Genomic DNA, 25,979 nt, shown 5'->3' on the forward strand with positions numbered 1-25,979 from the left:
GCGCCGGTGCGTTGTGAGAAATTTGGACAATGGGGGCTAAGACGTTCCTGGGTTTCGTACCGTGGATCATCTTCTGGGTGGTGAGCGGGCCGAGCACGTGGGAGTTCGCCGCCGGCGGCGCGCTGCTGGCCGCGTTGATCCTGCTCATCCCGTCACACGAGCGCGGCCGGATCAAGCTGCTGGAGATCGTCTCCGTGCTGTTCTTCGGCGCGCTGACCATCGCCGGGCTGGTGCTCGACCACAGCCGACTGCTGTGGCTGGAGGAGTACGCCCAGGCGATCTCCAGCGGCGTGCTCGCGGTGGTCGTGCTCGGCTCACTGGCGTTCGTGCCGTTCACCGAGCAGTACGCCCGCGAGCAGGTGCCGCAGCGGTTGTGGTCCACGCCCCAGTTCAAGCACGTCAACCGGATGCTGACGCTGGTCTGGGGCCTGACGTTCGCGGTCTGCGCGGTGCTCGGCTTCCTCGCCCAGCCCGATCACGGCGGCTCCGCCTGGTTGAACTGGATCATCCCGATCGCGCTGCTGGTCGGCGCGTTCAAGTTCACCGCCTGGTATCCCGAGCATGTGAAGGCCGAGGCCCGCGCCGCCGGGACGGCCACTGCCTGAGGTCACGCCCCCAGCGTGGTGTCGTCGCGGGCGTCCATGTACATGTCGGACGCGATCTTCCAGCCGTCCGGCTCGCGGACGAACACCTTCAGGGAGAAGTTGCGCCGTACCGCCATCGCCGACCCGTCGGCGCGCTGCTGGCCCTCGCGTTCGAGATAGGTCTTCACCACCGCCACGTCCGCGCTCAGCAGGCGGATGTCGGCCTGCGGGGGCCCGAGCGGTTTACCCGCGGCGAAGTGCCGGTCGGCGAACAGCTCGGTCAGGTATGCCGCGATCTGCGCGCCTCCCGTGCGGGTGGTCCCGAACGCGTTCGTCCAGTCGGCGTCCGCGGTGTAGAGATCGGCGACGCCGTCGGCGGACAGGGTGCCGAACGTTTGCGCCAGGCGCGCCATCACCGCACCGATCGCGGCCTCATCCTGCGGACTGCCCGTGACACCGGCCATGCCCGCAGCCTACGACCGGCCACCACTGTGGAACTGCGAAAACGCACACCCGGGCAGGGACGGCCTACCTATGCTCAAGGAGCGTATGCGGAGGGAGCACCATGACCGCGACACAGCATCCACCCCTGCGGCGGCGGGAACAGGCCGGCTGGGCGATCATCGAGAACGAGCCCACGACGACCACTCAGCGCGTACTCATGCTGCCCGGCCTGTTCTGCACCGCCGAGTTCTACACCGCCATGCTCACCGATCCGGCGCTGGCCGACGCGGGTGTGCTCGCGATGGCCGCCGACCCGCCCGGGTTCGCGGGCCGCCCGGCGCCGTCCGGGTTCGACTACTCGATCGAACGCTATGCCGAGATGGTCGAGGAGTTCGCCGCACGCGAGGCCGTCGACCTGATCGTGGGGCACTCGTACTTCGCGAACGTCGGCATCGAGATCGCCGCCCGCGGCAGCTACCCGGGCCGCCTGCTGCTGCTGTCGCCCTCCTTCTCCCGCGACGACGAGGAGCACGACCTCATCGCCCTCGACGAGGCCGGCCACGTCCCGGTGCTCGGCACGCTGGTCTGGCTCGGCATCAACCCGACGCTGAAGAAAGGCATGCGCGACCGGCTGCCGTCGGATCGCTTCAACGAGCTGTTCGCGCAGATGAAGCGCAACCCGCACGCCGCGAACCGGCACCTGGTGGCGGGCTTCTTCGACAACCTCAGGCGCCACGGCGATCTGGCCACCCGGCTCGCCGCCACGGACAACGTGGTGTGGGTCGGTCGCGGCGACCGTGACGAGGTCGGCTTCACCGCGCAGGAACAGGCCGCCATCGAAGCGGCCCCGCACGTGGAGCTCAAGACGATCCCAGGGGCGGCACACTTCTCGATCACCGACACTCCGCACGAGGTCGACGCGCTGATCCTCGAGTTGCTGGCATTCCGCCCGGCCGGGTCCGAACCATCCTGACCGCGTACACCGCAGCCATGGTCTGCCGGGTCGGCTCCGATCAGTCGGCGTTACGGCGATCGAACTCGTCGCGGGCGAGATGAACCTGTTCGATGTGCGTCTCGGCCCAGGTCTTGATCGCTTGCTGGACCGGAATCAGGCTGCGGCCGAGCGAGGTGACCTCGTAGTCCACGCGTACCGGCACCGACGGGGTGACGGTGCGGGTGAGCAGCCCGTCGCGTTCGAGTTTGCGCAGCGTCTGGGTGAGCATCTTCTGGCTGGCGCCCGGGATGGTCCGGCTCAGGTCGCTGTACCGGTGCGGGCCGTCGGCCAGGGCGGCGAGGACGAGGGTGACCCACTTGTCGCTGAGCGCCGCCAGGAGCTGATGCCCCGGGCACTGCGACAGGTAGGCGTTGTACTCGTCGCGCTCCTGCTGCCGCCGCTGCTGGGCGCTCAGCGTCGTCATGCCTACCTCCGCGTCGGTTACGCACCTGCAGGTGCCTACTTACCCATGGAGAGTGCCGATCCTAGCGTGATCTACATGAGAGCAGTCGCCGTCCGCCGCTTCGGCGGCCCCGAAGTCCTGGAAGTCCTCGACATCCCCACCCCGTCGGCAGGCCCCGGGCAGGTGCGCATCAGGGTGGCCGCGGCGTCGGTCAACCGCATCGATCTGTCCACCCGAAACGGTGCGCTCACGAAGGCAGGCCTGCTGGCTCCCGCCGGCGAGGTGTGGCTGGGCTGGGACGTGGCCGGCCGGATCGACCAGGTCGGCCCGGGTGTCACCCGCTTCGACGTCGGTGCGCAGGTGATCGGCCTTCGTGACGTGCTGTCCGCCGCGGGCGCGCAGGCCGATCACGTGGTGCTCGACGAGGCGGCCGTGGCTCCGGCTCCGGCGCGGGTGTCCGTCGAGCTTGCCGCGACGCTGCCGCTGATCGGCCTGACCGCGGCGCGATCGCTGGCGCTGGCCGGCCTGCACGCCGGGCAGACGCTGCTGGTCACCGGAGCCGCGGGCGGGGTCGGCGGGCTGGTGCTCGAACTGGCCGCCATGCGCGGCATCCGCACCCTGGCCGTCGCGGGCGAACGGGACGAGGAGCCGGTGCGTGCTCTGGGCGCGACGTGGTTCGTGCCGCGTACGGATCGGCTTGCCGAAGCGGTCCGCAGGCAGGTCCCCGGCGGGGTCGACGCGGTCGTCGACGCGGCGGTCGTCGGGATCGCGGCGCACGAGGCACTGCGGCCGGCCGGGACGTTCGTCGCCCTGGTGGCGCCGTTCGCGCCACCGCCGTTGCGGGCGACCCGCGTCGTGGTGCAGGAGGCGTACGCCGACGGCGCGCGCCTGGCCGAACTCGCCGCACTGGTCGACGCGGGCCGCCTCACCCTCCGCGTGGCCGACACCCTCCCGCTCGACCAGGTCGCCGTGGCTCACGAGCGGCTGGCCGCGGGTGGCCTGAGAGGACGTCTCGTCCTCACCACCTGACCTCCTCGACGGCGGCCGGGCCGCCGCGGCCGCCGGAATACGGCCGGGCACGAGTCGACGGGCGCGTGGGACCTCCGCGCGTCCGTCGACTTATGCGCCAGCCCGGCGGCCCGCGGCGGCCCCGCCCGGGAGACGCGCGAAATGGCGCGACCCTGCAACGGCCGACGCGATAGCTTGGCGCGGTGATCGACGATCTGGACGAAGTCCGCGCGCTGCTGCCCGGCGTGACCGTCACCCCGGTGGACGCCCTCGGCGGCAGCAACCGCTCCGCCGTCCGCCGGGCACGGATCACGCGGCCGGGTGAGACCCCCACGACGGTCATCGTGAAGACGTTCGACCAGCCGGGCAGCTGGGCCCGCGAATCGGCCGCGCTCGCCGTGCTGCCGCCGCACGCGCCCGCGCCACGGCTGCTCGCCGCCGGGGCGTCACCGCCCGTCGTGGTCATGTCGGATCTCGGCACCGGCACGAACGTGGCCGACGCCCTGCTCGGCGAAGACCCGGCCGCCGCCGAAGCAGCTGTGTACGGGTGGACCGACGCCATCGCGGCCGTGCACCGCGCGACATCCGGGTTGCGCGAGGCGTTCCGGGTCGAGCTGGATGCGAGGGCGCAGCCCGGTTCCGCGCCGCTGACCTCGGTCGCCGCGTCGCTCGACCAGAACGTCGCCGACCTGCGGGAGGCGTGCGGGCCGCTCGGCGTCGCCGTGCCGGACACCCTCGCCGACACGTTCCGGGCCGAGGCCGCCCGCCTCGACGACGACGCCGCGTCGGCGCTGTCACCGAGCGACGCGTGCCCGGACAACAACGTGTTCACCGAGAACGGGCTCGCCCTGATCGACTTCGAGCACGCCGAGTGGCGGCACATCGCCTGGGATGTGGCATATCTGCGGGTGCCGTGGCCGTCGTGCTGGTGCTCCTGGCGGCTGCCGGACGACGTGGCCGACCGGGCCGTGGCCCGCTACCGCGCGGCCATGGCCGCCGACCTGCCGTACGTGGCCACCCCGGAGTTCGACCGCGATCTCGCCGCGGCCACTGACCTGTGGGCGGTGCTGTACTCGTCGTGGTTCCTGCCGCAGACGCTCACCGGCGACCCGGTGGTCACCACCAGGCTGGACTCGCCACGGCGTCGCGCGCTGCTGCTGCACCGGCTCGACCTCGCGCGGCGGACGTCGATGGCGCCGGAGATCGCCGCGTTCTCCGGGGAGCTGCGCGATGCGCTGGTGGGCAGGTGGGGAGAGGTGCCGCTGGCGCTCGCCCGGGCCTTCCGCGGGTGACGGCAACAGTGGTGATGCACATCCGGCAGTTCCGGTGGAGCGACTACGATGCCGTCGTGCCCGCGCGGCGAAGCGGCTGATTATTCGAGGTTGTCCCGGGAGATCGGCGGGCCGATCCGGAAGTCCCGGAAGGTGGCCTCCAGGCCGGCCCGCTCGGGCGAGCAGCACATGACGCCGACGTCGACGGTGGCCGGCAGGTCGAGGTGGCCGAGTCGGAGCAGCTGCCACGGGCCGTCCGTGCTGCGGCAGTGCACGGTCAGGGCTTCGCCGAAGCGGGTGACCCGCATCGAGAGTTCGCCGCGGTGCCCCGGCACGGCCACCATCGACACGTCGGAGAACTCGCGGGTGTAGACGGTGCTGACGTGCACGGCGCCGGACGTGACTTCGAGACCGGTCTTCAACCAGTTGCGCTCGTCGGCCCGGACCATCATGCCCGCCTGGTCGAACAGGGTCGTGTGGGTGGCGGACACGACGACTTCGGCGGTGAAGTCGCCGGTCACGGATCGGTGATAGAAGTGCCCGTTGTCGGTGACCCACCCGTAGAAGGTCTTACGCCAGAAGTCCGTCCGCAGGCCGGTGACGGCGCGCAGGACGCCGCCGTCCAGTGACCACTCGGCCGGTTCGTTGAACCAGGACATCCCCGTAAGCACAGCGGCGAGCCTAACGGCCGCCAGGGATCCGCGGGTGCCCGGTGAATCTCAAGGTGAGGATCTGGAACGGCCGAAGTCTCAGGTCGACGTGGGTGACACCGGCCTCGCCGACCGACGGCGCGGGGCCGCTGCCGGCCAGCGGGTCCTCCATCAGATCGGTGACCTGGACGGTGGCGTCCGGCACGGTGACGGTCAGCCGCGCCGAAGCCTGGCTGCCCCGGGATTCGTACAGCCGCACGACGATGTCCCCGCTGCGGTCGTCGGCCAGCTTGACCGCCTCGATGACGACGCCGTCGTCGTCGATGCCGACCAGCGGCGCGACACCTCGCCCGCCCGTGACCCGGCGGACCGGCAGATTCAGCTGGTATCCGCCGCGGACCGCGTCGACGATGTCCGCGCCGGGCAGCAGCACGTGCCGGAACCGGTGCGTGCCCTGGTCGGTGCCGGGGTCGGGGAAGTGCGGCGCGCGCAGCAGGGAGACCCTGATCATGGTCGCCGTCCGGCCGCGCGCGTCCTGGACCCGGGTCACCTCGTGGCCGTAGGTGCCGTCGTTGAGCAGCGCCACCCCGTAGCCCGGCTCGCCCACGTGCACCCACCGGTGGGCGCACATCTCGAACTTGGCGGCATCCCAGCCGGTGTTGGCGTGCGTCGGGCGCATGACGTGCCCGTACTGGATCTCGGAGGCCGACCGGTCGGCGAGCACGTCGACTCCGAACGCGAGCTTGAGGATCTTCTCGCTCTCGTGCCAGGACACCTCGGTGTCGATGTCGAGTCCGGCCTGCCCGGCCGCCAGGCTGATCCGCTGGACCATGGACGAGTCCCCGAACCGCCGCACCGTCAGCACCGTGCACTCGTCCGGGGTCGCGGCTTCGACACGGACGTCCTCGGCCGGCAACTCGGTCGCGGTGTGGCGGTAGTGCGGGTCGAGCTCCCCGGCGTCCCACGCGTGCGGCACATCCGGGTGCAGCTGCACGAGGTTCGCGCTCAGCCCATCGGGGACCACCTCCCGCCCGACACGCAGATCGACCAGGGAGGAGATCAGTCCGGTGCGGTCCACGCTCACCCGGAGCAGACCGTTGTCCAGCACGATCCCGTCGTCTCCGGCGACTGCGGTCACCGGCGCGGACGGTTCCCGTGTGCCACCGTGGGTCAGGACCGCGCCCATCGCCGGCAACCCGTCGCGGCCGTGCGGCGCGGCGTTGAACAGCACCGGTGTGCTGCCGGGCCCGGCGAGGGCGTGCAGCGCGCCGTCGATGATCTCTTCCAGTTCGCCGCACACGCGGGCATAGGTCTGCTCGGCCTCCTGGTGCACCCAGGCGATCGAGCTGCCCGGCAGGATGTCGTGGAACTGGTGCAGCAGCACCGTCTTCCACAGCCGGTCCAGGTCGTCGTGGGGGTACTCGGCCGCCCCCGCCACGGCCGCGGCGCTCGCCCACAGTTCGGCCTCGCGCAGCAGGTGCTCGCTGCGCCGGTTGCCGCGCTTGGTGCGGGACTGGCTGGTGTAGGTGCCGCGGTGGAATTCGAGGTACAGCTCACCCGACCACACCGGCGGCTGCGGGTACTCCGCCTGCGCGGCCTCGAAGAACTCCGCCGGCGAGCGCATGGTGACCTGCGGCGAGCCTTCCAGGTCGGCGGTCCGCCGCGCTCTGGCGATCATCTCGCGGGTGGGGCCGCCGCCGCCGTCGCCCCAGCCGAACGGCACGAGCGAGCGGGTCGCGCGGCCCTTCTCCGCGAAGTTGCGGGCCGCGTGGGCCAGCTCGGCCGCCGACAGCTCGCTGTTGTAGGTGTCCACCGGCGGGAAGTGGGTGAAGATCCGGCTCCCGTCGATGCCCTCCCAGGTGAAGGTGTGGTGCGGGAAGCGGTTGGTCTGGTTCCACGACAGCTTCTGCGTCAGGAACCACTGTGCGCCCGCCAACCGCATGAGCTGGGGCAGCGCCGCGGTGTAGCCGAACGAGTCGGGCAGCCACACCTCCCGGGTGTCGAGGCCGAACTCGCGGTCGTAGAAGCGCTTGCCGTGCACCAGCTGCCGGGCCAGGGACTCGCCGCCGGGCAGGTTGGTGTCCGACTCGACCCACATCCCGCCCACGGGGACGAACCGGCCTGCCGCCACCTGTTCCTTGATCCGGGCGTACAGCTGCGGGTGGTTGTCCTTCATCCAGGCGAGCTGCTGCGCCTGCGACATCGCGAAGCGGAAGTCATCGTGCTCGGCCATCAGCGCGGTGACGTTGGCCGTGGTCCGGGCGACCTTGCGCACCGTCTCGCGCAGCGGCCACAGCCAGGCGGTGTCGATGTGCGCGTGGCCGATCGCGGTGATCTGGTGCGCGCTGGCGTGCGCGCGGCGCGACAGCACGTCGCGCAGCTGCTCGCGGGCGGCGTCGGCGGTGCCCGCGACGTCGGCCGGGTCGGTCACGTCCAGGCAGCGTTCGACGGCGCGCAGGATCTCGAACCGGCGGGCGTCGTGCAGGCTCAGCTCAGCCATGAGCTGGGAGAGGACTTCCAGGTCCTGGACCAGTTCCCAGACCTGCCGTGCGAAGACCGCCAGCTCGATCCGGCCCAGCCGGTACAGCGGCTCGGTGCCGGCGGTGGCGCGGTCGCCCAGCTCGGTCCTGCTCCAGGGCAGGCCGATCAGCGGGTTGGCCGCCGCTTCGACGAGGAAGCCCACCTCCTCGCCGCCCCGGGCGGGCCGGGCGACGGGCAGGTGGCCGCTGCGCGGGTGCAGTCCTTTGACGATCTGCCCGTCCAGGGTGTACGCCAGGCCCTCGCACTGGAATCCCGGGCGGTCGGCGTCGAAACCGAGGTCGACCAGCGCTTCGACCTCGCGCCCGGCCCACTCGGGTGGCACGGAGCCGGTGATGCGGAACCAGGCCGTGCCCCAGGGCGCACCCCACCGGTCGCCGGGAGCCGCGGGCCGGTAGTCCGCGGCTGCGGCTTCAGCGAACGGGACCGGCTCGCCCGGGGCGTGCCATACATACGCCGTCAGCGGGGTCGTCGCGGAGTGGACCGCGGGGCGGATCCGTTCGGCCAGCAGCCGCCGCAGCCGCTTCTCCACCAGAACCCGATCGTCGTGCATGGGGACCTCGCAGCGTGGCCGAGTTGTGCCGCCGCCTGTCGGCGAGACCATCGCGATCCTAGCGAAGCCGACCACATCGACACCAGATCTTGAAATCGATTTCGCGCTGTTAGGCAAGGTTTTCCGAGGTCAGTTACGCAGGGGTTGGGCGGCTCTTGACGAAACCGATTTCCTGGGGTTCACTGCTAGCCATCCTGCTCCCGACGAGAAGGGCGGACACATGCCGGCAACGCGCATGACACTCCGCCGCTCCCGTCGTGACTGGACGGCGGCACTGATCCTCGCCGTCGTGGTCGCGTCCACCGGCTGCACCACCCGAGGAGGGCAGATGAACCCGAGACCAGACCTGCCCTTCGTGCTGGCGGGCTTGGCCAATGTGCAGCGGGTCGCGCAGCTGACCGGCCCGGACTCGGCGAACCGCACCGATCGGGTGGCGATCGCCGGCACCGACCTGGGTTCGATGTTCGAGGCCGACGGCAAGGTCTGGTTCGTCTTCGGCGACACGTTCGGGTTCCGGGAGCCGGGTTTCACCGGTGGCGGCGGGGAGCAGTGGCGTTCCAACGCGCTGGCCCACACCACCGACACCGACCCGGCCGACGGCATCACGTTCGACGGCTTCGTCGTCGACGAGCACGGCGCGGCCAAGGAGCTGCTCGGCTCCGAGAAGGTCGACTTCAGCGAGATGACGGTGATCCCGACCTACGGGTTCGCCGCGAACGGCGCTATGTACCTCGCCTACATGTCCGTCCGCCACTGGGGCGAGCCGGGCGAGTGGGAGGTCAACCATGCGGGCCTGGCCAAGTCGACCGACCACGGGCAGACCTGGGCCAAACTCGCCGCGCCGACCTGGCCGGGAGACAGCAACTTCGTCCAGGTCAGCGTCGCCGAAGTCGACGGAGACCTCTACTTCTGGGGCGTCATGCACGGCCGCTTCGGCGGCGTGCAGCTGATGAAGGTGGCCCCGACGCAGGTCGAGGTCCCTGACGCCTACCGGTACTTCGCCGGCACGGCCGCCGACGGCACGCCGTCGTGGTCGGATGACCGGGCCGCGGCGCGCACCATCGTCGACGACACGGTCGGCGAGCTGTCCGTGGTGTGGAGCGAGCACCTGTCCCGGTGGCTGATGTCCTACACCAACGGCGGGGGAGCCGGCGCGAGCCTGCGCGAGGGCCTGACGCCGTGGGGGCCGTGGGGTGACGCGATCACCCTGGTCTCCGCGGCCGACGTGCCCGGTCTCTACTCGCCTTACATGCTCCCGCGGTACACCGCGGACGGGGGCGCAACCATCTATTTCACGCTATCGGTCTGGGACCCGTACAACGTCTTCTGGTACCGGGCCGACCTGGTCAGCAGAGCCTGACGCAGGCATTATGACGAACTGCGCCCCGGTCACGGGGTGCGGCAGGAGGAGGAGCAATGCGCAGACGCGGCATAGTTTTGCTCGCGATAGCAGCTGTCACTGCGTCCACGGCGCTGAGCGCATGCGGTGGTGGTAGTGAGGACCCGGCCGGCAAGACCACCGTCACGTTCTGGCAGCAGAAGTTCGAGGACTACCAGCAGGCGTGGTTCAAGAAGCACGTCGACGCGTACAACGCCTCGCAGGACAAGGTGAAGGTCGACCTGCAGGTCGTGCCCGCCGACACCTGGGCGCAGAAGCTGAAGGCGGCGCAGGCGGCCGGCAAGGCGCCCGACATCGCGACCACGAGCTACGGCAACGTCGCGCCGGGCGCGGCCCAGAGCCAGTTCGCCCCGCTCGACGACCTGCTGCCCGCCGAGGCGTTCACCGACATCAAGGACAACGTCAAGGGCTTCGTCACGGTCGGCGGCAAGCACTACGCGTACCCGATGCTGGTCGAACCGTCGACGGTGCTCTACTACCGCACCGACCTGGTGACCGCGGCCGGTCTGGACCCGACCAATCCGCCCAAGACCTGGGACGAGCTGCTCCAGTGGGCGACCAAGCTGACCCAGGGCAAGGTCAAGGGCATGACGATCGCGTCCGCCGGGCCCGACCTCGGCTGGTCCAGCTGGGGCCTGCAGTACAACGCCTGCGGGCGGCTGCCGATCAACGACGACTGGTCCAAGTCCACGGCGACCGAGCCGTGCTTCGAGAAGCTGCTGGACTTCTACAAGACCCTCTACCAGAGCGGCCTGATCCCGAAGACGCCCAAGGTCGGCTATGCCGACGGCGCGCCGTACGGGCAGGGCGAGGTCGCGATGATGGCCGGCGGCTCGTGGGTGATCGGGCAGCTCAAGAACGACTTCAAGGCGATGGTCCCGAAGACCGCCGTGGCCGCGTTCCCGTCGATCGACGGCGACCCGGCCAAGACGACCGCGACGCTGGGCGGGTGGACGCTGACCGTCGACGCCAAGTCCAAGGGCAAGCAGCAGGCCGCCGACTTCGTGAAGTACCTGCTGGCCGGGGACCCGGCGATCATGGCCGACTTCTTCAAGACGAGCGGCTTCTCCAAGTACACCGTGCGCACCTCGGTCGACCAGGCCCTCGCGGGCAACCCCGACGCGACGTCGGACCCGTTCATGAAGGTCATCTCCGAGAAGGTCGTGCCGTACGGCAAGCAGGAGCCCGCGTACCCGTGGGACATCTCGCTGGCCTTCGGCACCGCGATCGAGTCGGCGATGAAGGGCAAGGCCGACGTGCCGACGTCGCTGAAGACGGCAGCGGCCGCCATCGACGACGTCATCAAGAAGCAGTCGCTGGCCGGGACTGCGCCGAAGTAAGCTGCCGGACTCCGGTGCCCGGGGCGCGCAAGCGTCCCGGGCACCGCTCTTCGAGGGGACCTACGTTGACTGCTCTCGACTCGCGGGTCGCCGTGCCGGCGGACCCGGCCCCGGACGGCGTCGCGCCGCAGCGCCGCGGGCGGCGGGCCGCCCGCCGCGGCCGGGACAACCGCACCGCGTACCTGATGATCGCCCCGATGGTCGTGCTGCTGGGCATCTTCGTGATGTGGCCGCTGGTCTACTCGGTGTACCTGAGCACCTTCAAGATCAGCTTCTACGAGGAGCCGGAATTCGTCGGCCTGGACTTCTACCAGTACGTGCTGGACAGCCCGCGCTTCTGGGAGTCGATCTGGGTCGGCCTCTACTACGCCGTGCTCACCGTGCCGACCGGCATCGTCATCGCACTGCTGCTGGCCAGTTTCATCAAGACGCTCAGCCGCCGCGCGGCCGCGTTCATGAAGACCACCGTGTACCTGCCCGCCGTCGTCTCGACGGTGGTCGCCTCGGTCCTGTTCGTGTTCATGTACCAGGACGAAGGCGTCGTCAACTGGATGCTCGGCCTGCTGAACCGCGGCCCGGTCAACTGGCTCAACGACCCCGGCTACGCGCTGCCCGCCATCGCGGTGCCCGGCATCTGGCTCAGCTTCGGCATCACCACGCTCATCCTGCTGGCCGGCCTGCTGGACATCCCGGAGAACTACTACGAGTCGGCGCAGCTCGACGGGGCCGGCTTCTTCGCCCGGCTGTTCCGCATCACCATCCCGCTGCTGAAGAACGTGCTGCTCTACCTGCTGGTCACCGGGTTCACCCTCGCCATCCAGCTGTTCGAGCTGCCGCTGATCATGACGAACGGCGGTCCGGTCGACGCGACCACCACGCCGAACCTGTACATCTTCAACAGCTTCCGCGACCTGACGCCGTACGCCACCAGCTTCTCGCTCACCGCGTCGCTGATGCTGTTCGTCGTGCTCGGCGCCATCTCGCTGGTGATCTTCCGGCTCGTCAACTCCGACAAAGCCATCGACGGCTAGACGCACAGGGGTAGCTGATGAAAAAGACCGTCCCGCAACGGGTCTTCTCCGCTGTGCTGATCACGCTGATCAGCGTCAGCGTGATGTTCCCCCTGGCCTGGATGGCGATCGCCGGGTTCAAGGGCAAGACCGAGGTGCTGCGCTCGCCGTTCCAGTTCTTCCCGGACATGTGGCGCTGGGACAACTACTCCGCGATCCTGGCCGACCCGCAGTTCCTGCGGGCGATGGGCATCACCGTCGTCGGCGCGCTCATCTTCACCGCGCTGAGCCTGACCGTGAACACCCTGGCGGCGTACGCCTTCGCCCGGCTGGAATTCACCGGCAAGCGCTTCTGGTGGGTCTACTGCCTCACCCCGATGTTCATCCCGGCGATGGCGATCCTGCTCACCTCGTTCATGGTGGTGTCCAAGCTCGGCATGCTCGACACCCTCGCCGTGCTGATCATCCCGGGCGCGGCGTCGTCGGCCCAGATGTTCTTCATCCGGCAGTTCTACCTCGGCTTCCCGATGGCGGTCGAGGAAGCCGCCCTGGTCGACGGCGCGACCCGCTGGCAGATCTTCGTCCGGGTGTTCCTGCCGCAGTCGGCGGCCCCGTTCGTGGTCATGGGCATCGCCGCCTACCTGGCGTACTGGAACGCCTACGTGTGGCCGGTGCTCACCATCACCGACCCGGACCTGACCCAGATCATGCAGTTCCTCGGCAACTTCCGCTCCGACCGCGGCAACGACTGGGGCCTGCTGATGGCCGGTTCCACGCTGGCGTCCCTGCCCACCATCGCGCTGCTGCTCGTCTTCCAGCGGTTCATCGTCAACGGCGTGCGCATCTCGGGCATCAAATGAGCACCGGCATCGTGCACCTGGGCGTCGGCGGGTTTCACCGGGCGCACCAGGCGATGGTCCTCGACGACCTGCGGGTGCTCGGCCTGGCCGACGGCTGGGGCATCTGCGGCGTCGGCGTGCTGCCCGCCGACCGGCGTATGCGCGACGTGCTGCACGCGCAGGACTTCGGCTACACGCTGGTGCTCAGGCATCCCGACGGGCAGCAGACCGCCCGCGGGATCGCGTCGATCACCGACTACCTGTTCGCGCCCGAGGATCCCGAAGCCGTCCTCGAGAAGATGGCCTCGCCGGAGGTCCGCATCGTCTCGCTGACCATCACCGAGGGCGGCTACCACGTAGACCGCGTCACCGGCGAGTTCGACGCGAGCGACCCGCGCATCGCCGCCGACCTGGTGCCCGGCGCCGTGCCGCAGACCGCGTTCGGGCTGATCACCGAGGCGCTGCGCCGCCGCCGGGAGCAGGGTGTCGTCCCGTTCACGGTGCTGTCGTGCGACAACATCCAGGGCAACGGCGACGTCTGCAAACGGATGCTGACCGCGTTCGCCACCCGCAAGGACCCGGAGCTCGGCGCGTGGATCGCCGATACCGTGGCGTTCCCGAACTCCATGGTGGACCGGATCACCCCCGCGACGACTGACGAGGACCGGGCCGCTATCACGGCCCGGTTCGGCGTCGACGACGCCTGGCCGGTCGTCGCCGAACCGTTCTTCCAGTGGGTCGTCGAGGACCACTTCCCGGCAGGGCGGCCACCGTTCGAGGCGGCCGGGGTGCAACTGGTGGCCGACGTCGAACCGTACGAGCTGATGAAGTTGCGGCTGCTCAACGCGAGCCACCAGGGACTGTGCTACTTCGGGCGGCTCAGCGGACACCAGTTCGTGCACGAGGCCGCGCAGGATCCGCTCATCGTGCGGTTGCTGCGCCGTTACATGGACGAGGAGGCCACTCCGACCCTGCACCCGGTGCCCGGCGTCGACCTCGACCGCTACAAGGACACCCTGCTCGAACGGTTCGCGAACCCGCACGTGCGCGACACCATCGCCCGGTTGTGCACCGACTCCTCGGACCGTATCCCCACCTGGCTGCTGCCCGTCGTGCGGCGCCAGCTCGCCACCGGCGGCCCGGTGCGGCTGTCGGCGGCGATCGTCGCGAGCTGGGCCCGCTACGCCGAGGGTGTCGACGAGCACGGCGAGACGATCGACGTCGTGGACCGCCAGCGGGACACCGTGATGGCTCACGCCGCCCGCCAGCGTGCCGAACCGACGGCCTTCCTGCAGCAGCGCGATCTGTTCGGCGACCTCGCCGGCGACGCCCGCTTCACGGCCGACTACCGCTGGGCGCTCGACTCCCTGATCCGCCGCGGCGCGCAGGCGACACTCGCCGACCTCTGACCTTCGTCAGGGCCGTGGAGACAGGTTGCACGACAAGGCCCACAACTTCTGGGTTGTACCCACAACCCAGAAGTTGTGGGCCTTTCGCCTTCACCCGCCCCTCCCACCGCTCCGGACAGTGACGGGCCGGTGACCCCGCTGCAAGGTCACCGGCCCGTCGTCAGTCAGCAGTTGGTCAGAGCTTCACGTCTCCGCACAGGTGAACCGCGAGGCCCAGCTCGGCGAACAGCGCCGCCTTGGCCAGCAGCGCCCGGTCGGCCGCGTCGGCATCGGGCGCGTATGCGACCTGCACGTGGTTGGCCTTGTGCCGGGCCATCAACTGGTCGCGGCTGACGCCGTCGAGCACCGCGTGCATGATCGGCCAGACCCTGGTGGTGGCGTCCAGCCGCCGCTGCGTCTCGGCGGCGGGCAGCTCGGCGACGTGGCCGCGGCCGAGGTCGACGTGCAGCGCCCCGCCCATGACGAACACCCGCGACCAGACGATCTCGCCGGGCACCGCGACGCCGCTGAGCGTGCCGCCGCCGAGCGGGAAGTACATCGGCGGCTGGCGCATGCTGTAGCTGTTCTGGTAGCCGCCGTGGTGCGAGGCCGGCGCGGAGCCGGAGATCTCGAACACCCAGACGAACTCGCCGCCGTACTCGTCGCCCCACCGGATGTCGTGCAGGGTGGTCGCCGGGTCGAAGCCCATCGCGGTCCAGATCCGGTTGGTGACCAGCGCGTCGACGGCCACACCCCAGTCGACCTCGTTGAAGTGTGGCAGCGGCCGCCCGGCGTAAAGCTCCCGAGCTCCGTCACGGCTGTGCACCGGCGGGCGCTCGGCGTTGTTGAGCAGCCCCTCGGCCAGGTCGCTGGCGGGCACGGTGTCCTTGAGCCCCTGCTGGTACTGGATGCCGACGGCGTCGAGCCCGAAGTCGTCGCTGATCCGCAGCGCCGCGATGTACATCTTCAGCTGGCTGGTCACCTGCGCCTCGGTCAGCTCGGTCGCCTCGTCCGTGCCGAAGTGGAAGGTGAAACCGCGCTCGTCCAGCCACCGGCGGGCGGCGGCGGCCTCGTCGTCGCCGACCCGGGCCATCTCGGCGACCAGCGCGCTCTGCGACAGCCGCTCCTTGAAGATGCCCAGCGGGTTGAGCATCTCGTCGTCGAAGATCGCGTTGTACATGCCCATGCAGCCCTCGTCGAACACGCCGACGACGGCCTTGTCGTCGCGCAGCTTGCGGGCCAGCGCGACGCCCAGCTCCACCTCGGGCGCGGCCGCGTCGAGGCCGGGCAGGTCGCGCACGTGGGACTGGTCGTGGCGCAGCTCGCCCGTCTCCAGCCAGGTCCGCAGGCCGTCGCGGGCCCACGTGTCGGTGAAGTCCTCGCTCCACAGCGCCGAGTGGAAGACACCGGCCTTGGTGAGGCTGGCGGTCAGGTTCAGCAGGCCGACCAGGCCGGGGAACTCGCCGGACCAGTTGGCCACGATCAGGATCGGCCCCTGGTGGCTGCGCAGCCCGGCGAGCACGTGGTGGCTGTACTGCCACACCGCGTCGACGACCACCAGCGGCGCGTCCACCGGGATGTCCTTGAACACCTCGATGCCGTAGCGCTGGCTGTCGATGAAACCGTGGCCCTTGTCCTGGTCGAACGGGTGCGCCCGCTGCACCGCCCAGTCCAGCTCGGCCAGGGCCGCGGTGACGGCGGCCTCGAACTGCTGCTGCGCCGGCCAGCAGGTGATGTTGGCGGACGGCCGCAGGTCACCGCTGGCGATCGTGTAGACGGTGCGGGGCTGTGCCTGCGGCCGCTGCGACGGCGCGGGCAGGAGGTAGCTCGTCATGGGAGGTCCTTCCGATCGAGGGGGTCAGGGGCGGTGAGCTGTACGGCGTCGCCCGCGGCCAGCCGCACCGGGCCAGCGGACAGTGGCCCGTGCACGGGGTGGGTGACGGTGAGTGCGGCCAGGTCGAGTCGGCCGCCGAGCAGGCGCAGCGACGCGCCGCCGGGGGAGAGGGCCAGCTCGCCCCAGCCGGCGCCGGTGGTGAAGATCGTTTGCAGCCGGTCGCCGCCGCAGCGCGGCGTGAACGCCAGGGTGCGTGCGACGGCGTCGTAGTCCGCGCCGCTGAGCGCGACGACCAGGCCCCAGCTCGCCAGGGAGCGGGCGTAGTGGTTGCCGCACTCGACCTCGTTCCACGGGTTGCGCCTGCGGCCGTCGTGCCGGGCGCGCACCGCGCGGACCAGTTGCAGGCCCTCCTCGACCAGCCCTTCGAAGACCAGATGGGTGGCCACCTGGTACTCGATGCCGGTCCACACCTCGTCGCTGTAGACGAACGGGATGCGCGGGCGGCCGCCGCGCGGCCACGAGCACAGCAGCAGCCCCGCCTCGTCGTTGAGGGCGTACGTGCGCTGCACGCTGTGGTGGCCGGTCAGCTCGGCGCGGAAGTTGTGCCGGTGAACCGCCGCGACGGCACTGCGTACGTGCTCGGCGGGCAGCACGTGGCCGAGCCCGGCGACGTGCGCCAGCAGCTGGCCGAACACCTGGTCGGACAGGCATCCGGTGCCGTACTGGTAGCGGCGCGCGTCGACGTCGTCAAGCCGCTGCTCGTAGTACTCGCCGTTGAACAACAGCGCGTCCATCCGTGCCGCGCCCGTGGCCGCCGCATCGCGGTAGCGCTGCGCAGCCGCGGCGTCGCCCATCCGGTCGGCGATGGCCGCCCCGGCGGTCAGGGCGGCGAAGAACATCGAGTTCGCGAGGGAGTTCGGGCCGTGGAACTCGATGTCGTAGGTGTTGTGCTGCTCGCTGTCGAGCACGCCGTCGCCGTCGGTGTCCCAGGCGGTGAACGCGAACTCCAGCGCCCGCTGCGCACCCGGCCAGCAGTCGGCCAGCAACACGTCGTCGCCGCTGAAACGCCATTCGCGGAACAGCCGCACGATCGCGCCGAGCTGCCCGTCGACCGCCGGGTGGAAGTCCCACGGCTCGTTGCCGAACACGCTGTTGGCGCGGAAGTTCATCCGGCCGTCGGGCCGGGTCTCGTGCGTGAACTCGGTGCGCCGGGCGTCGCGTTCCAGCTCCGGGAACAGGAACGCGGCCGTCTGTGCGTAGTTCCACACGTGCGTGCAGGTGCCCTCGCAGCTGCCGCCGTCGTCGAAGCTGCCCTCCCAGGCGGCGAAACGCCCGCCCGCCAGCCGGAAGCAGGTGGTGCTGCGCAGCGCGACCAGGGTCGAGCCGACCGCGTCGGCCACCTCCGGCGGCAGCGTGCCGCCGAACAGTGCCCCGTGGAAGGCGCGGGTGTGCCGTTCCAGCTCCGGCAGGTCGGCGGCGAGTCGGCGGGCGACGGCCCAGGCGTCGGCGTACGCCGTGGCGTAGTGGTTGCGGACCACCTCGCCGGCGTGCGTGTTGTCGAGATTGATGTTGCCCTGCCAGGCCCGCGGACGGTTCGGGAAGTGCCAGGTGAGCAGGAACTCGAAGTCCCTGCTCGCGCCGGGGGCGAGCCGATGCGCGATGCCGAGCGAGCCCACTCGCAGCCGGGTGAACCAGTCCGGATAGGGCGGCTCGTCGATGCTGAACGCGGTCTCCGGCGTCAGCCGCCCGGTGGCGCACAGCTCGTCCCAGAACACCTGGACGCCGTCCTGCCAGAACCCGGACAGCCACTGCGGTTTGGCCGTCGTGTCCGGGTCGGTGGTGGACAGCGCGGCGGTGCCGTGGCGCAGATCGTCGTCGGGCAGGTCGCTGCTGAACCGGATACCGCGCAGCCCGCCGTCGTCGGCCCAGTCGTTGGCCGGCTGCCCGGCGTACCGCGGGAAGTGGTGCACGTCGTAGCCGGTGACGCCGACCGGGTTGGCCAGCGAGCCGACGATGGTGACGTCGGCGTCGACGTCGAGGGGGTTGGTCACCGTGTAGCGCAGCACCGCGCCGGGGATGCCGGAGGCGTCCGCGTCCAGCGGCACCAGCGGCGTGAACGCCGTCAACGCCACCTGTACCCCGAGGTCGTCGTCGGCGAAGTCGACCCGCAGCAGCGGATACTCGCCGAACATCCGGCTGTCGCGCAGCCGCGGCAGCCCGGCCAGCTGACCGGCGTAGTAGCCCTGGTCTCCCTCGTGCGGCCCGGTCAGCCGCGACTCCAGGATCCGGGTGACGGCCGTGCCGCCGGCGGGGGCGGCGCGGATCGCGAAGAAGCTGAACGGCAGCCGCGCGCCTTTGGCGGGCCGGTTGGCCAGCTCCCAGTCGCGCAGCTCGCCGCGCGCGCCGATCGACACGTTGCCGGTGCCGATGCCGCCGAGCGGGAAGGCCGCGGCCGAGGCATCCGGGCCGAGGCCCGGGGGAGCGTTTTCAGGGTGCACGGGCATGAGGGGGTACACCTCCGTCCAGGGGTCGACGGGTGAGCGGGAGTCGTCGGGGCGGGACTGTCAGCGGGTGGCGCGCTGCCGCTCACGGTCGGCGAGGGCGTGCACGATCGGCGCGGTGGCCGGATACAGGTCGAGGTAGAGCGCGTACAGCTGGTCGTACTCGGCGCGGACCGACGGCTGCGGGGTCCGCGTCTGCACGATCGGGTTCCACTGCCCGATGTCGGGGTCGGCGACCGCCCCGGCGGCCAGGAACGCCGCGCCGAACGCGGCCCCGATGGTCTGGGCGGGGACGGCCTGCTCCCGCCCGGTCACATCGGACACGATCTGCGTCCACAGGCTGCCCTGCGCGCCGCCCCCGACGGCGACGATCCGCTCCACGCGCCCGCCCGCCTGCTCGATCGCGGCCACGTTGTGCCGTACGCCGAACGCCGTCGCCTCCAGCGCCGCCCGATACAGGTCGCCGCGGGTGTGCGCGACGGTCAGCCCGGCGAGCACGCCGCGCGCGTCGGGATCGGCGACCGGGGTCCGCTCCCCGGCGAAGTAGGGCAGCATGAGCAGCCCGTGCGCGCCCGGCCCGGCGGCCTCGGCCAGCGCCAGCAGCTCCGGGTAGCCGGGCGAGCCGAACAGCTCGCGCAGCCACCCGGTGATCGCGCCGGAGGTGGCCATGCCGCCGGCGAGGTTGCGGGTGCCGGGCAGCGCGCCGACCGTGCCCCACAGCGTCGGCGAGGTCAGCGGCCTGTCCACGGTGTTGATGAGGAACATGGTGGTGCCGTACATGAGCATCAGGTCGCTGACCCGGTGCGCGCCGACGCTGATCGCCTCGGACCAGGCGTCGATCGTGCCCGCGATGACGGGCGTGCCGGGGGCGAGGCCGGTCTCGGCGGCGGCCGCGGCGGACACGCCGCCGACGGTGTCGCCGGGCCACACCAGCGGCGGCAGCTGCGCCCCGGCGGCGACCTCGCCCGCCCAGGGGCCGTGCCAGCCCTGCGTGCCCGCGTCGTACATCGGGGTGCACTGGCTGGCCGAGTGGTGGTCCAGGTAGTAGGCCCCGGTGAGTTTCCAGCCGAGCCAGGTGCTGGGCTGGAAGAACCGCCAGTCGCCCGCGACGGCCTGCGGCTCGTGCTCGGCCAGCCAGGCCAGCTTCGGCCCGACCGCCTGCGTGCTCAACGACGACCCACACCGCTCCCGGATCGCGTCGGCCCCGCCGAGCCGCTCGGTCAGGCGCTCGATCTGCGCGGTGGCCCTGGTATCGATGCCATAGAGCACCGCGGGCCGTCGCGGCTCGCCCGCGAGGTCGGTGACCAGCACACACGGGCCCATCCCGCTCACGCCGACGGAGCGGACCTGGCCCGGCTCGGGCGCGTCCGGCGCGGCCAGCAGCTGGCGGATGATGCCGACTGCCTCGTCCCACCAGACGCGGGGGTCCATCTCGACATGACCCGGCGCGGGCCGCTGCACCTCGTGCTCGCGGGTGGCGGTGGCGACGATCGTGCCGTCGAGCGTGACGAGCACGCCCTTGCTGCTCGACGTTCCGATGTCGACGCCGAGGACACAGGCTTGCCTCAACATGCCCGTACCCTGTCAGAAATCGATTTCACCGTCAAGCACCGCCGACACCGCGGGTGTCGCTCGGGAACTCAGCCGACGGGGGTGAGCTGGTTGCGCAGCACGATGGTGCGGGCCGGCTGGTCGTCGCCGTTGATCCGCTCCAGCAGCAGCTTCGCGGCGGTGGTGCCCAGGTGCCGGGCAGGCATGTGCACCACGGTGATCGGGATCGGCACCAGCGGCAGGAAGGGCAGGTCGCCGAAGACGGCGACGCCGGTCGCCGGTGGAAGCTTGCCCTGCTCGGACAGCACCCGCAGGGCGCCGACGCTCATCAGGTTGTTGGCCACGAACACGGCGTCCGGCGGCTCGGGCATGGCGAGCAGGTCACTCATCGCCGCCGCGCCGCCGTCGACCCGGAAGTCGGCGTATCGCAGGTAGCGGTCGTCGGCCTCGGCCGCCCGGCCGCCGGTGACCGCGTCGCGCCAGCCGTCGGCGCGCTGCGTGGCCGTCTCGACGTCGCTCGGGCCGGTGATGCAGGCGATCCGCTGGAAACCCTGCTCCACCAGGGCTTGGGTGGCGGCCCGCCCGCCGGCCCGGTTGTCGACGATGACCGCGTCCACGTCCACGCCGTGCGGGCTGCGGTCGACCGCCACGACCGGGCACTTGCGGGCGAGCAGGCCGCTCAGGTCGCTGTTGCCGCCGGCCGCCGCGATGATCACGCCGGCCATGGTGGCGCTGAGCGCGATGTCGAGGTAGCGCAGTTCCTTCTCGTGGTCCTCGTCGGTGTTGCACAGCACCACCGAGTAGCCGGCGGCACGGGCCACGTCCTCGACGCCGCGGGCCAGCGCGGTGAAGAACGGGTTCTCGATGTCCGGGATGACCAGGGCGATCACCTCGGAGCTCTGCAACCGCAGGGTGCGTGCGGTGCGGCTCGGGGTGAACGCGAGTGCCTTGGCCGCCTTGCGCACCGCCTCGGCCTTCTCGGCGGACACGTTGGCGCCGTTGAACACGCGCGAGACGGTCGCGGGGGACACCCCGGCCGCCGCGGCGACCTCGTAGATCGTTGGCATCGCTTCCTCATCGATCGGCCCGCCTGCCCGCCGGGAGCTGCGGGCGTCCGGGCTTGGGGCGTCGGCGACCCGTTGACACGGTAGCCGCCTCACCCTACCTTAATGAAATCGATTGCAGACCGGTGCCCTTCGCCGCGCCGTCGAACCTGCCCCGCATCGTCGAGGAGAGCTTGTGGTCACCGTGGACCTCAGTACGATCGCACGGCTCAGGGCCGTGCAGACCCGCTCGATCAGCCCGGAGAACTTCGACGGTTCGGCCGGTGGCGGGGGCCGGGCGACCGAGGGCACCGGGGCCGCCTGCGCCCGCGATCTCGGGCCGGGCTGGAAGATCTCGCCCAGCGTCGACATCGCCGCCGGCGAGACCTTCGACCTGGCGTCGATCCAGGGCCCCGGCAAGATCACGCACATCTGGATCACCACGCACAAGGACAACTGGCGCACGCTGCTGCTGCGGGCGTACTGGGACGGCAGCGACGAACCGGCGATCGAGGTGCCCTACGGCGACTTCTTCTGCAGCGGCTGGGGCGAGTTCGCCCAGGTCGACTCGCAGGTCATCGCCGCGAACCCGCACGGCGGCTTCAACTCGTACTGGCCCATGCCGTTCACCGACGGCGCCCGGCTGACCGTGGAGAACCTGTCCGCGGTCAGCGTCCGGGTCTACTACCAGATCACGTACGAGATCGGCGGCGACTACTCCGGCCTGGGCTACCTGCACGCCCAGTGGCGGCGCAGCAACCCCCTGGAGCACCTCAAGACCCACGTGCTGGTCGACGGGGTCGAGGGCAGCGGCCACTACGTCGGCACCTACCTGGCCTGGGGGGTCAACAGCAACGGCTGGTGGGGCGAGGGTGAGATCAAGTTCTACCTCGACGACGACGAGGAGTACCCCACCATCTGCGGCACCGGCACCGAGGACTACTTCGGCGGGGCGTGGAACTTCGACGTGCCCGGCAAGGGCTACACCGCCTACTCCACGCCGTACCTCGGTTTGCCCCAGGTGATCCGCCCCGACGGGCTCTACGTCAGCCAGCAGCGCTTCGGCATGTACCGCTGGCACCTGCCCGACCCGATCCACTTCGCGCAGCGGCTGCGGGTCGACATCCAGGCGCTGGGCTGGCGCTCGGGCTGGCGCTACCTGCCACTGCGCGACGACATCGCCTCGACCGCCCTGTTCTACCTCGACCGGCCCACGGCACGCCGCCCGCGCACGCCCAGCGCCGACGACCTGGAGGTCCATTTGGGCGCGGCCCCCGTGCCGGACCTCGGGGCACAGCCGCCGCGCATGCCGGACTGACCGGCACACGTTTCACCGGGACGGCAGGCCGCACCCGGCGGCTCGCCGTGCCCGCGACATGGAAGGAGTACCGCACATGCACCCGCACAACGGACTCAGATCCATCCCGCGTCTGCTCACCGGCGTCGCCCTGACGCTGGGCACCGTGGCCGCCACCGGCCTCGTCCTCGCCACCCCGGCCGCAGCCAGCCCCGCGCACACCCCGGCGAGCCTGGTCCAGAAGATCACCGGCCCGAACTCCCCGAACAACACGTACGGCCGCTGGAACGTGAAGGCGACCGACCTCGGCATCCTCTGGGACAACGGCTCCGGCCAGACGATGGCCCTGTTCGGCGACACGTTCGGCGACGCCTGGATCGGCCCCGGCGGCGGCGCGTTCGGCGCCGGCGACCTGAACTGGCGCAGCAACGTGCTGCTGCGCTCCACCGACACCAACCTCGCCGACGGCATGTCGTTCGCCAGCGCCGTCACCGCCGCCGACGGGCGGGCCAGGGAGATCCTGCCCGGCCTGCACCAGCCCGACAACACGGGCGAGGTCACCAAGATCCCCACCGCGGGCATCGCGGTCGGCGCCCGGCAGTACGTTTCGTTCATGTCGGTGCGCCACTGGGGCGCCCCCGGCCAGTGGACCACCAATTACGCCAAGCTCGCCTACTCCGACGACAACGGCACGACCTGGTCCACCACGAACACCCCGACCTGGAACAACCCGTCGTTCAACGACCAGTTCCAGATGCACGCGTTCGAGCGCCGCGACGGCTACCTCTACGTCTTCGGCACCCCCAGCGGCCGCAGCGGCAGCATCCGGCTGGCCCGGGTCCCCGAGGCGCAGGTCCTGACCCAGAGCGCCTACCAGTACTGGAACGGCAGCAGCTGGGTGACGAACAACGTCGCCGCCGCCACCCCGATCGTCGGCGCGCCCGCCGCCGAGCTGTCCGTGCGCTACGACGCCTACAGCGGCCGCTGGCTGATGATGTACCTGTCCGGCGAGGACATCATCCTGCGCACCGCGACCAGCCCCACCGGCCCGTGGAGCGGCGCGCAGATCGCCGTCAGCTCGGCCGACTATCCCGGCTTGTACGGCGGCTACATCCACCCGTGGAGCTCCGGCGGCAACATCTACTTCGCGATGTCGCAGTGGGACCCGTACAACGTGTACCTGATGAAGGTCCGGATCAACACCGCGGGGCAGCTCGTCGACCCGAACCTGATGGGCGACCCGAGCTTCGAGCGCGGCGCGCTCAACGGCACCGGCACCGGCGGCTTCTGGGCCTGCAAGGGCAACTGCGGCCTGGACAGCGGCTACTGGGGCTACACCGGGGTGCGCAACGGCTACGCCCGCTACAACAGCGGCTGGCACGACCTGCACCAGACGGTGAACGTCACCGCGAACACCAACTACCAGCTCAGCGGATGGCTGCGGACCTCACCCAACAGCGACAACGGCTTCTTCGGCGTACGCGGCACCAACGACGTGGTCATCGCCGAGGCGAACTTCCGCGCGGTCGGGCCGTGGACCCGCTTCACGGTGAACTTCAACAGCGGCTCGCGCACCGCGGTCACCGTCTTCGGCGGCGTGTGGACCGACCACGGCGACATCTGGGTTCAGCTCGACGACTTCTCCCTCACCCGCGTCTGAAACCGGGCCATCCCACCGGAGGAACCATGGACCAGCACACCCTGCCCCGCGCGGTCAGCCGCCGGCGGCTCATCATGGGGGCCGCGGCAGCCGGCGTCGCCGGAACCGCCGCGAGCCTGCTCGGCGCAGCACCCGCCCAGGCCGCGGGCGACGGCTTCGGGCTGCGCATCGTCGGCCGTAACGAGAACGGCGGCCGCCTGCAGTACTACCGGTTCGCCACCGACGCGATCGAGTGGGACCCGGCGGTCAACATCCTGCTGCCCGACGGCTACCACACCAGCGGCAAGCGCTACCCGGTGCTGTTCCTGCTGCACGGCGGCGGGGGAGCGGACTTCCGCACCTTCCACCTGCAGGACAACATCGTCAACCTCACCGCCGGCCGCGAACTGATCATCGTCATGCCCGACGCGTCCACCGGCTGGTACAGCAACCCGGTCAACTCCCTGGCCGGGCCGCGCAACTGGGAGACCTTCCACATCGGTCAGCTGCTGCCGTGGGTGGAGGCGAACTTCCGCACCTTCGCCGAGTACAACGGCCGCGCCGTCGCCGGGTTCTCGATGGGCGGCTTCGGCGCCCTGAAGTACGCCGCGAAGTACTACGGCCACTTCTGCTCCGTCAGCGCCCACTCCGGCCCGGCCAGCCTGCGCCGTGACTTCGGCCTGGTGGTGCACTGGGCCAACGCCACCTCCGCGGCGCTCGACCTCGGCGGCGGCACCGTCTACGGCGCGCCGCTCTGGGACGAGGCGCGGGTCAGCGCCGACAACCCGATGCAGCGCATTCCCAGCTATCACAACAAGCGCATCTTCCTGGTGGCCGGGACGTCACCGGACCCGATCAACTGGTTCGACACCGCCAACGAGACGCAGGTCCTGGCCGGGCAGCGCGAGTTCCGCGCCGCCCTGGGCCGGGCCGGCATCCCGCACGAGTGGCACGAGCTGCCGGGTGGCCACTATTTCCGGCACGAGATGTTCCTGCGCGACCTCGACGGCATGCTCGCGCGCCTGCGCCGCGCAGGCTGACACCGCCACATACGAGGAGCCGGGAGGCCCGGCGGCATGCCGGGCCTCCCGACTGCGACGAGCCGGCGATCGCGGTCACTGCGGGGGGTCCTCGCCGGTGAGCCCGTCGACGGCCTCCCGCAGCAGGTCGGCGTGGCCGACGTGCCGGGCGTACTCGTCGTGCAGGTCCACCACGATGCGCCGCAAGTTCGGCGACGTGCCGTCAGCGGCGGCCGTGTACTTCGCGGGCTGGTCGAGCCCGCCGTCGGCGAGCGCCTTCGCCATCGCCGCCCGGGAGCGCTCGACGGCCCCCTGCCACAGGCCGTACAGCCCGGCGGGTGTGTCGTGTGCCGCGCTCCGCCAGACCCACCCCGGGTCGGCCGCTTCGGGGGCGTCCAGCGGCGGTCCGGGCGCCTCGCCGGTGAAGTCGATCGTGTACCGCTCCTCGACGGCCGCCATGTGCTTGAGCAGGCCGGCGAGGGTCATCGTCGACGGCGGCTGGGCCCGGTTCAGGCCGGCCGCGTCCAGGCCGCCGCACTTCCAGGCGAACTGGGCGCGGGAGCGGTCGAGGGCGAACATCAGCATCTCGACCTCGCCTGCCGTCATCGACGGCTCGTTGATCGCGGTGCTCAGGGCGGTGTCGTCGGTCATGGGAGCACGCTAGATTCGGTTCC

General features: G+C 70.9%; 21 protein-coding genes. 12 read left to right on the plus strand and 9 right to left on the minus strand.

The window, feature by feature from the left end:
- The first annotated feature begins 29 nt into the window (after nt 1-29).
- Nucleotides 30-605, plus strand: a complete 576-nt coding sequence (locus F6W97_RS02085) for a DUF3159 domain-containing protein (protein ID WP_155368366.1) — start codon at nt 30-32, stop codon at nt 603-605.
- A 2-nt stretch (nt 606-607) separates the two neighbouring features.
- On the opposite strand, the gene F6W97_RS02090 is transcribed toward F6W97_RS02085, so the two are convergent.
- Nucleotides 608-1,048: a YybH family protein gene (locus F6W97_RS02090; RefSeq protein ID WP_155368367.1), complete on the minus strand. Its 441-nt coding sequence runs from the start codon at nt 1,046-1,048 to the stop codon at nt 608-610.
- A gap of 101 nt (nt 1,049-1,149) precedes the next feature.
- On the opposite strand from F6W97_RS02090, the gene F6W97_RS02095 reads away from it, so the two are divergent.
- Nucleotides 1,150-2,001: an alpha/beta fold hydrolase gene (locus F6W97_RS02095; protein ID WP_155368368.1), complete on the plus strand. Its 852-nt coding sequence runs from the start codon at nt 1,150-1,152 to the stop codon at nt 1,999-2,001.
- A 40-nt stretch (nt 2,002-2,041) separates the two neighbouring features.
- Here F6W97_RS02095 and F6W97_RS02100 read toward each other — a convergent pair whose 3' ends face one another.
- Entirely contained in the window at nt 2,042-2,446 is a 405-nt protein-coding gene (locus F6W97_RS02100) for a winged helix-turn-helix transcriptional regulator (RefSeq protein ID WP_155368369.1), read from the minus strand.
- A 75-nt stretch (nt 2,447-2,521) separates the two neighbouring features.
- Between F6W97_RS02100 and F6W97_RS02105 the strand changes: the two genes are divergently transcribed.
- Nucleotides 2,522-3,454: an NADP-dependent oxidoreductase gene (locus F6W97_RS02105; RefSeq protein WP_155368370.1), complete on the plus strand. Its 933-nt coding sequence runs from the start codon at nt 2,522-2,524 to the stop codon at nt 3,452-3,454.
- Nucleotides 3,455-3,636: 182 nt separating this feature from the next.
- Nucleotides 3,637-4,725 (plus strand): phosphotransferase family protein, encoded by a 1,089-nt coding sequence (locus tag F6W97_RS02110; protein WP_155368371.1) that lies wholly within the window; start codon nt 3,637-3,639, stop codon nt 4,723-4,725.
- 80 nt (nt 4,726-4,805) lie between these two features.
- On the opposite strand, the gene F6W97_RS02115 is transcribed toward F6W97_RS02110, so the two are convergent.
- Nucleotides 4,806-5,375 (minus strand): DUF1349 domain-containing protein, encoded by a 570-nt coding sequence (locus F6W97_RS02115; RefSeq protein WP_155368372.1) that lies wholly within the window; start codon nt 5,373-5,375, stop codon nt 4,806-4,808.
- A 10-nt stretch (nt 5,376-5,385) separates the two neighbouring features.
- The gene (locus F6W97_RS02120; RefSeq protein WP_155368373.1) at nt 5,386-8,445 is read right to left on the minus strand and encodes an alpha-mannosidase; all 3,060 of its coding nucleotides are present in this window, start codon (nt 8,443-8,445) and stop codon (nt 5,386-5,388) included.
- A gap of 328 nt (nt 8,446-8,773) precedes the next feature.
- Here F6W97_RS02120 and F6W97_RS02125 point away from each other — a divergent pair, with 328 nt between their 5' ends.
- The 5 genes from F6W97_RS02125 to F6W97_RS02145 all read left to right on the plus strand — a co-directional run bounded on the left by F6W97_RS02125 (nt 8,774) and on the right by F6W97_RS02145 (nt 14,442).
- On the plus strand, nt 8,774-9,805 hold the full coding sequence (locus F6W97_RS02125) for a DUF4185 domain-containing protein (RefSeq protein WP_155368374.1): 1,032 nt from the start codon (nt 8,774-8,776) through the stop codon (nt 9,803-9,805).
- Nucleotides 9,806-9,861: 56 nt separating this feature from the next.
- Nucleotides 9,862-11,184, plus strand: a complete 1,323-nt coding sequence (locus F6W97_RS02130) for an ABC transporter substrate-binding protein (protein WP_155368375.1) — start codon at nt 9,862-9,864, stop codon at nt 11,182-11,184.
- Nucleotides 11,185-11,249: 65 nt separating this feature from the next.
- Complete coding sequence (locus F6W97_RS02135; protein WP_230686337.1) at nt 11,250-12,215, plus strand: carbohydrate ABC transporter permease; 966 nt, start codon at nt 11,250-11,252, stop codon at nt 12,213-12,215.
- A 17-nt stretch (nt 12,216-12,232) separates the two neighbouring features.
- Complete coding sequence (locus tag F6W97_RS02140; protein WP_155368376.1) at nt 12,233-13,054, plus strand: carbohydrate ABC transporter permease; 822 nt, start codon at nt 12,233-12,235, stop codon at nt 13,052-13,054.
- Nucleotides 13,051-14,442, plus strand: coding sequence for a mannitol dehydrogenase family protein (locus tag F6W97_RS02145; protein WP_155368377.1), 1,392 nt, complete (start codon nt 13,051-13,053; stop codon nt 14,440-14,442). Before F6W97_RS02140 ends, F6W97_RS02145 begins: the two co-directional genes overlap by 4 nt.
- Before the next feature lie 175 nt (nt 14,443-14,617).
- Here F6W97_RS02145 and F6W97_RS02150 read toward each other — a convergent pair whose 3' ends face one another.
- The 4 genes from F6W97_RS02150 to F6W97_RS02165 form a co-directional block, all read right to left on the minus strand.
- Nucleotides 14,618-16,255, minus strand: coding sequence for a fucose isomerase (locus F6W97_RS02150; RefSeq protein ID WP_155368378.1), 1,638 nt, complete (start codon nt 16,253-16,255; stop codon nt 14,618-14,620).
- Complete coding sequence (locus tag F6W97_RS02155; protein ID WP_155368379.1) at nt 16,252-18,759, minus strand: GH116 family glycosyl-hydrolase; 2,508 nt, start codon at nt 18,757-18,759, stop codon at nt 16,252-16,254. The genes F6W97_RS02150 and F6W97_RS02155 overlap by 4 nt, the downstream gene beginning before the upstream one ends.
- Nucleotides 18,760-18,819: 60 nt before the next feature.
- Nucleotides 18,820-20,328, minus strand: coding sequence for an FGGY-family carbohydrate kinase (locus tag F6W97_RS02160; protein ID WP_155368380.1), 1,509 nt, complete (start codon nt 20,326-20,328; stop codon nt 18,820-18,822).
- A gap of 68 nt (nt 20,329-20,396) precedes the next feature.
- Nucleotides 20,397-21,374 (minus strand): LacI family DNA-binding transcriptional regulator, encoded by a 978-nt coding sequence (locus F6W97_RS02165; RefSeq protein ID WP_155368381.1) that lies wholly within the window; start codon nt 21,372-21,374, stop codon nt 20,397-20,399.
- A gap of 181 nt (nt 21,375-21,555) precedes the next feature.
- Here F6W97_RS02165 and F6W97_RS02170 point away from each other — a divergent pair, with 181 nt between their 5' ends.
- The 3 genes from F6W97_RS02170 to F6W97_RS02180 all read left to right on the plus strand — a co-directional run bounded on the left by F6W97_RS02170 (nt 21,556) and on the right by F6W97_RS02180 (nt 25,326).
- Entirely contained in the window at nt 21,556-22,668 is a 1,113-nt protein-coding gene (locus F6W97_RS02170) for a glycoside hydrolase family 172 protein (protein ID WP_230686338.1), read from the plus strand.
- 76 nt (nt 22,669-22,744) lie between these two features.
- Nucleotides 22,745-24,307 (plus strand): DUF4185 domain-containing protein, encoded by a 1,563-nt coding sequence (locus F6W97_RS02175; protein ID WP_155368383.1) that lies wholly within the window; start codon nt 22,745-22,747, stop codon nt 24,305-24,307.
- Nucleotides 24,308-24,333: 26 nt separating this feature from the next.
- Complete coding sequence (locus F6W97_RS02180) at nt 24,334-25,326, plus strand: alpha/beta hydrolase (protein ID WP_155368384.1); 993 nt, start codon at nt 24,334-24,336, stop codon at nt 25,324-25,326.
- 75 nt (nt 25,327-25,401) lie between these two features.
- Here the strand turns inward: F6W97_RS02180 and F6W97_RS02185 are convergent, their stop codons facing one another.
- Complete coding sequence (locus tag F6W97_RS02185; protein ID WP_155368385.1) at nt 25,402-25,956, minus strand: mycothiol transferase; 555 nt, start codon at nt 25,954-25,956, stop codon at nt 25,402-25,404.
- Nucleotides 25,957-25,979: the final 23 nt, after the last annotated feature.

Source organism: Catellatospora vulcania (assembly GCF_009720385.1).
GTDB classification, from domain to species: Bacteria; Actinomycetota; Actinomycetes; order Mycobacteriales; family Micromonosporaceae; genus Catellatospora; species Catellatospora vulcania.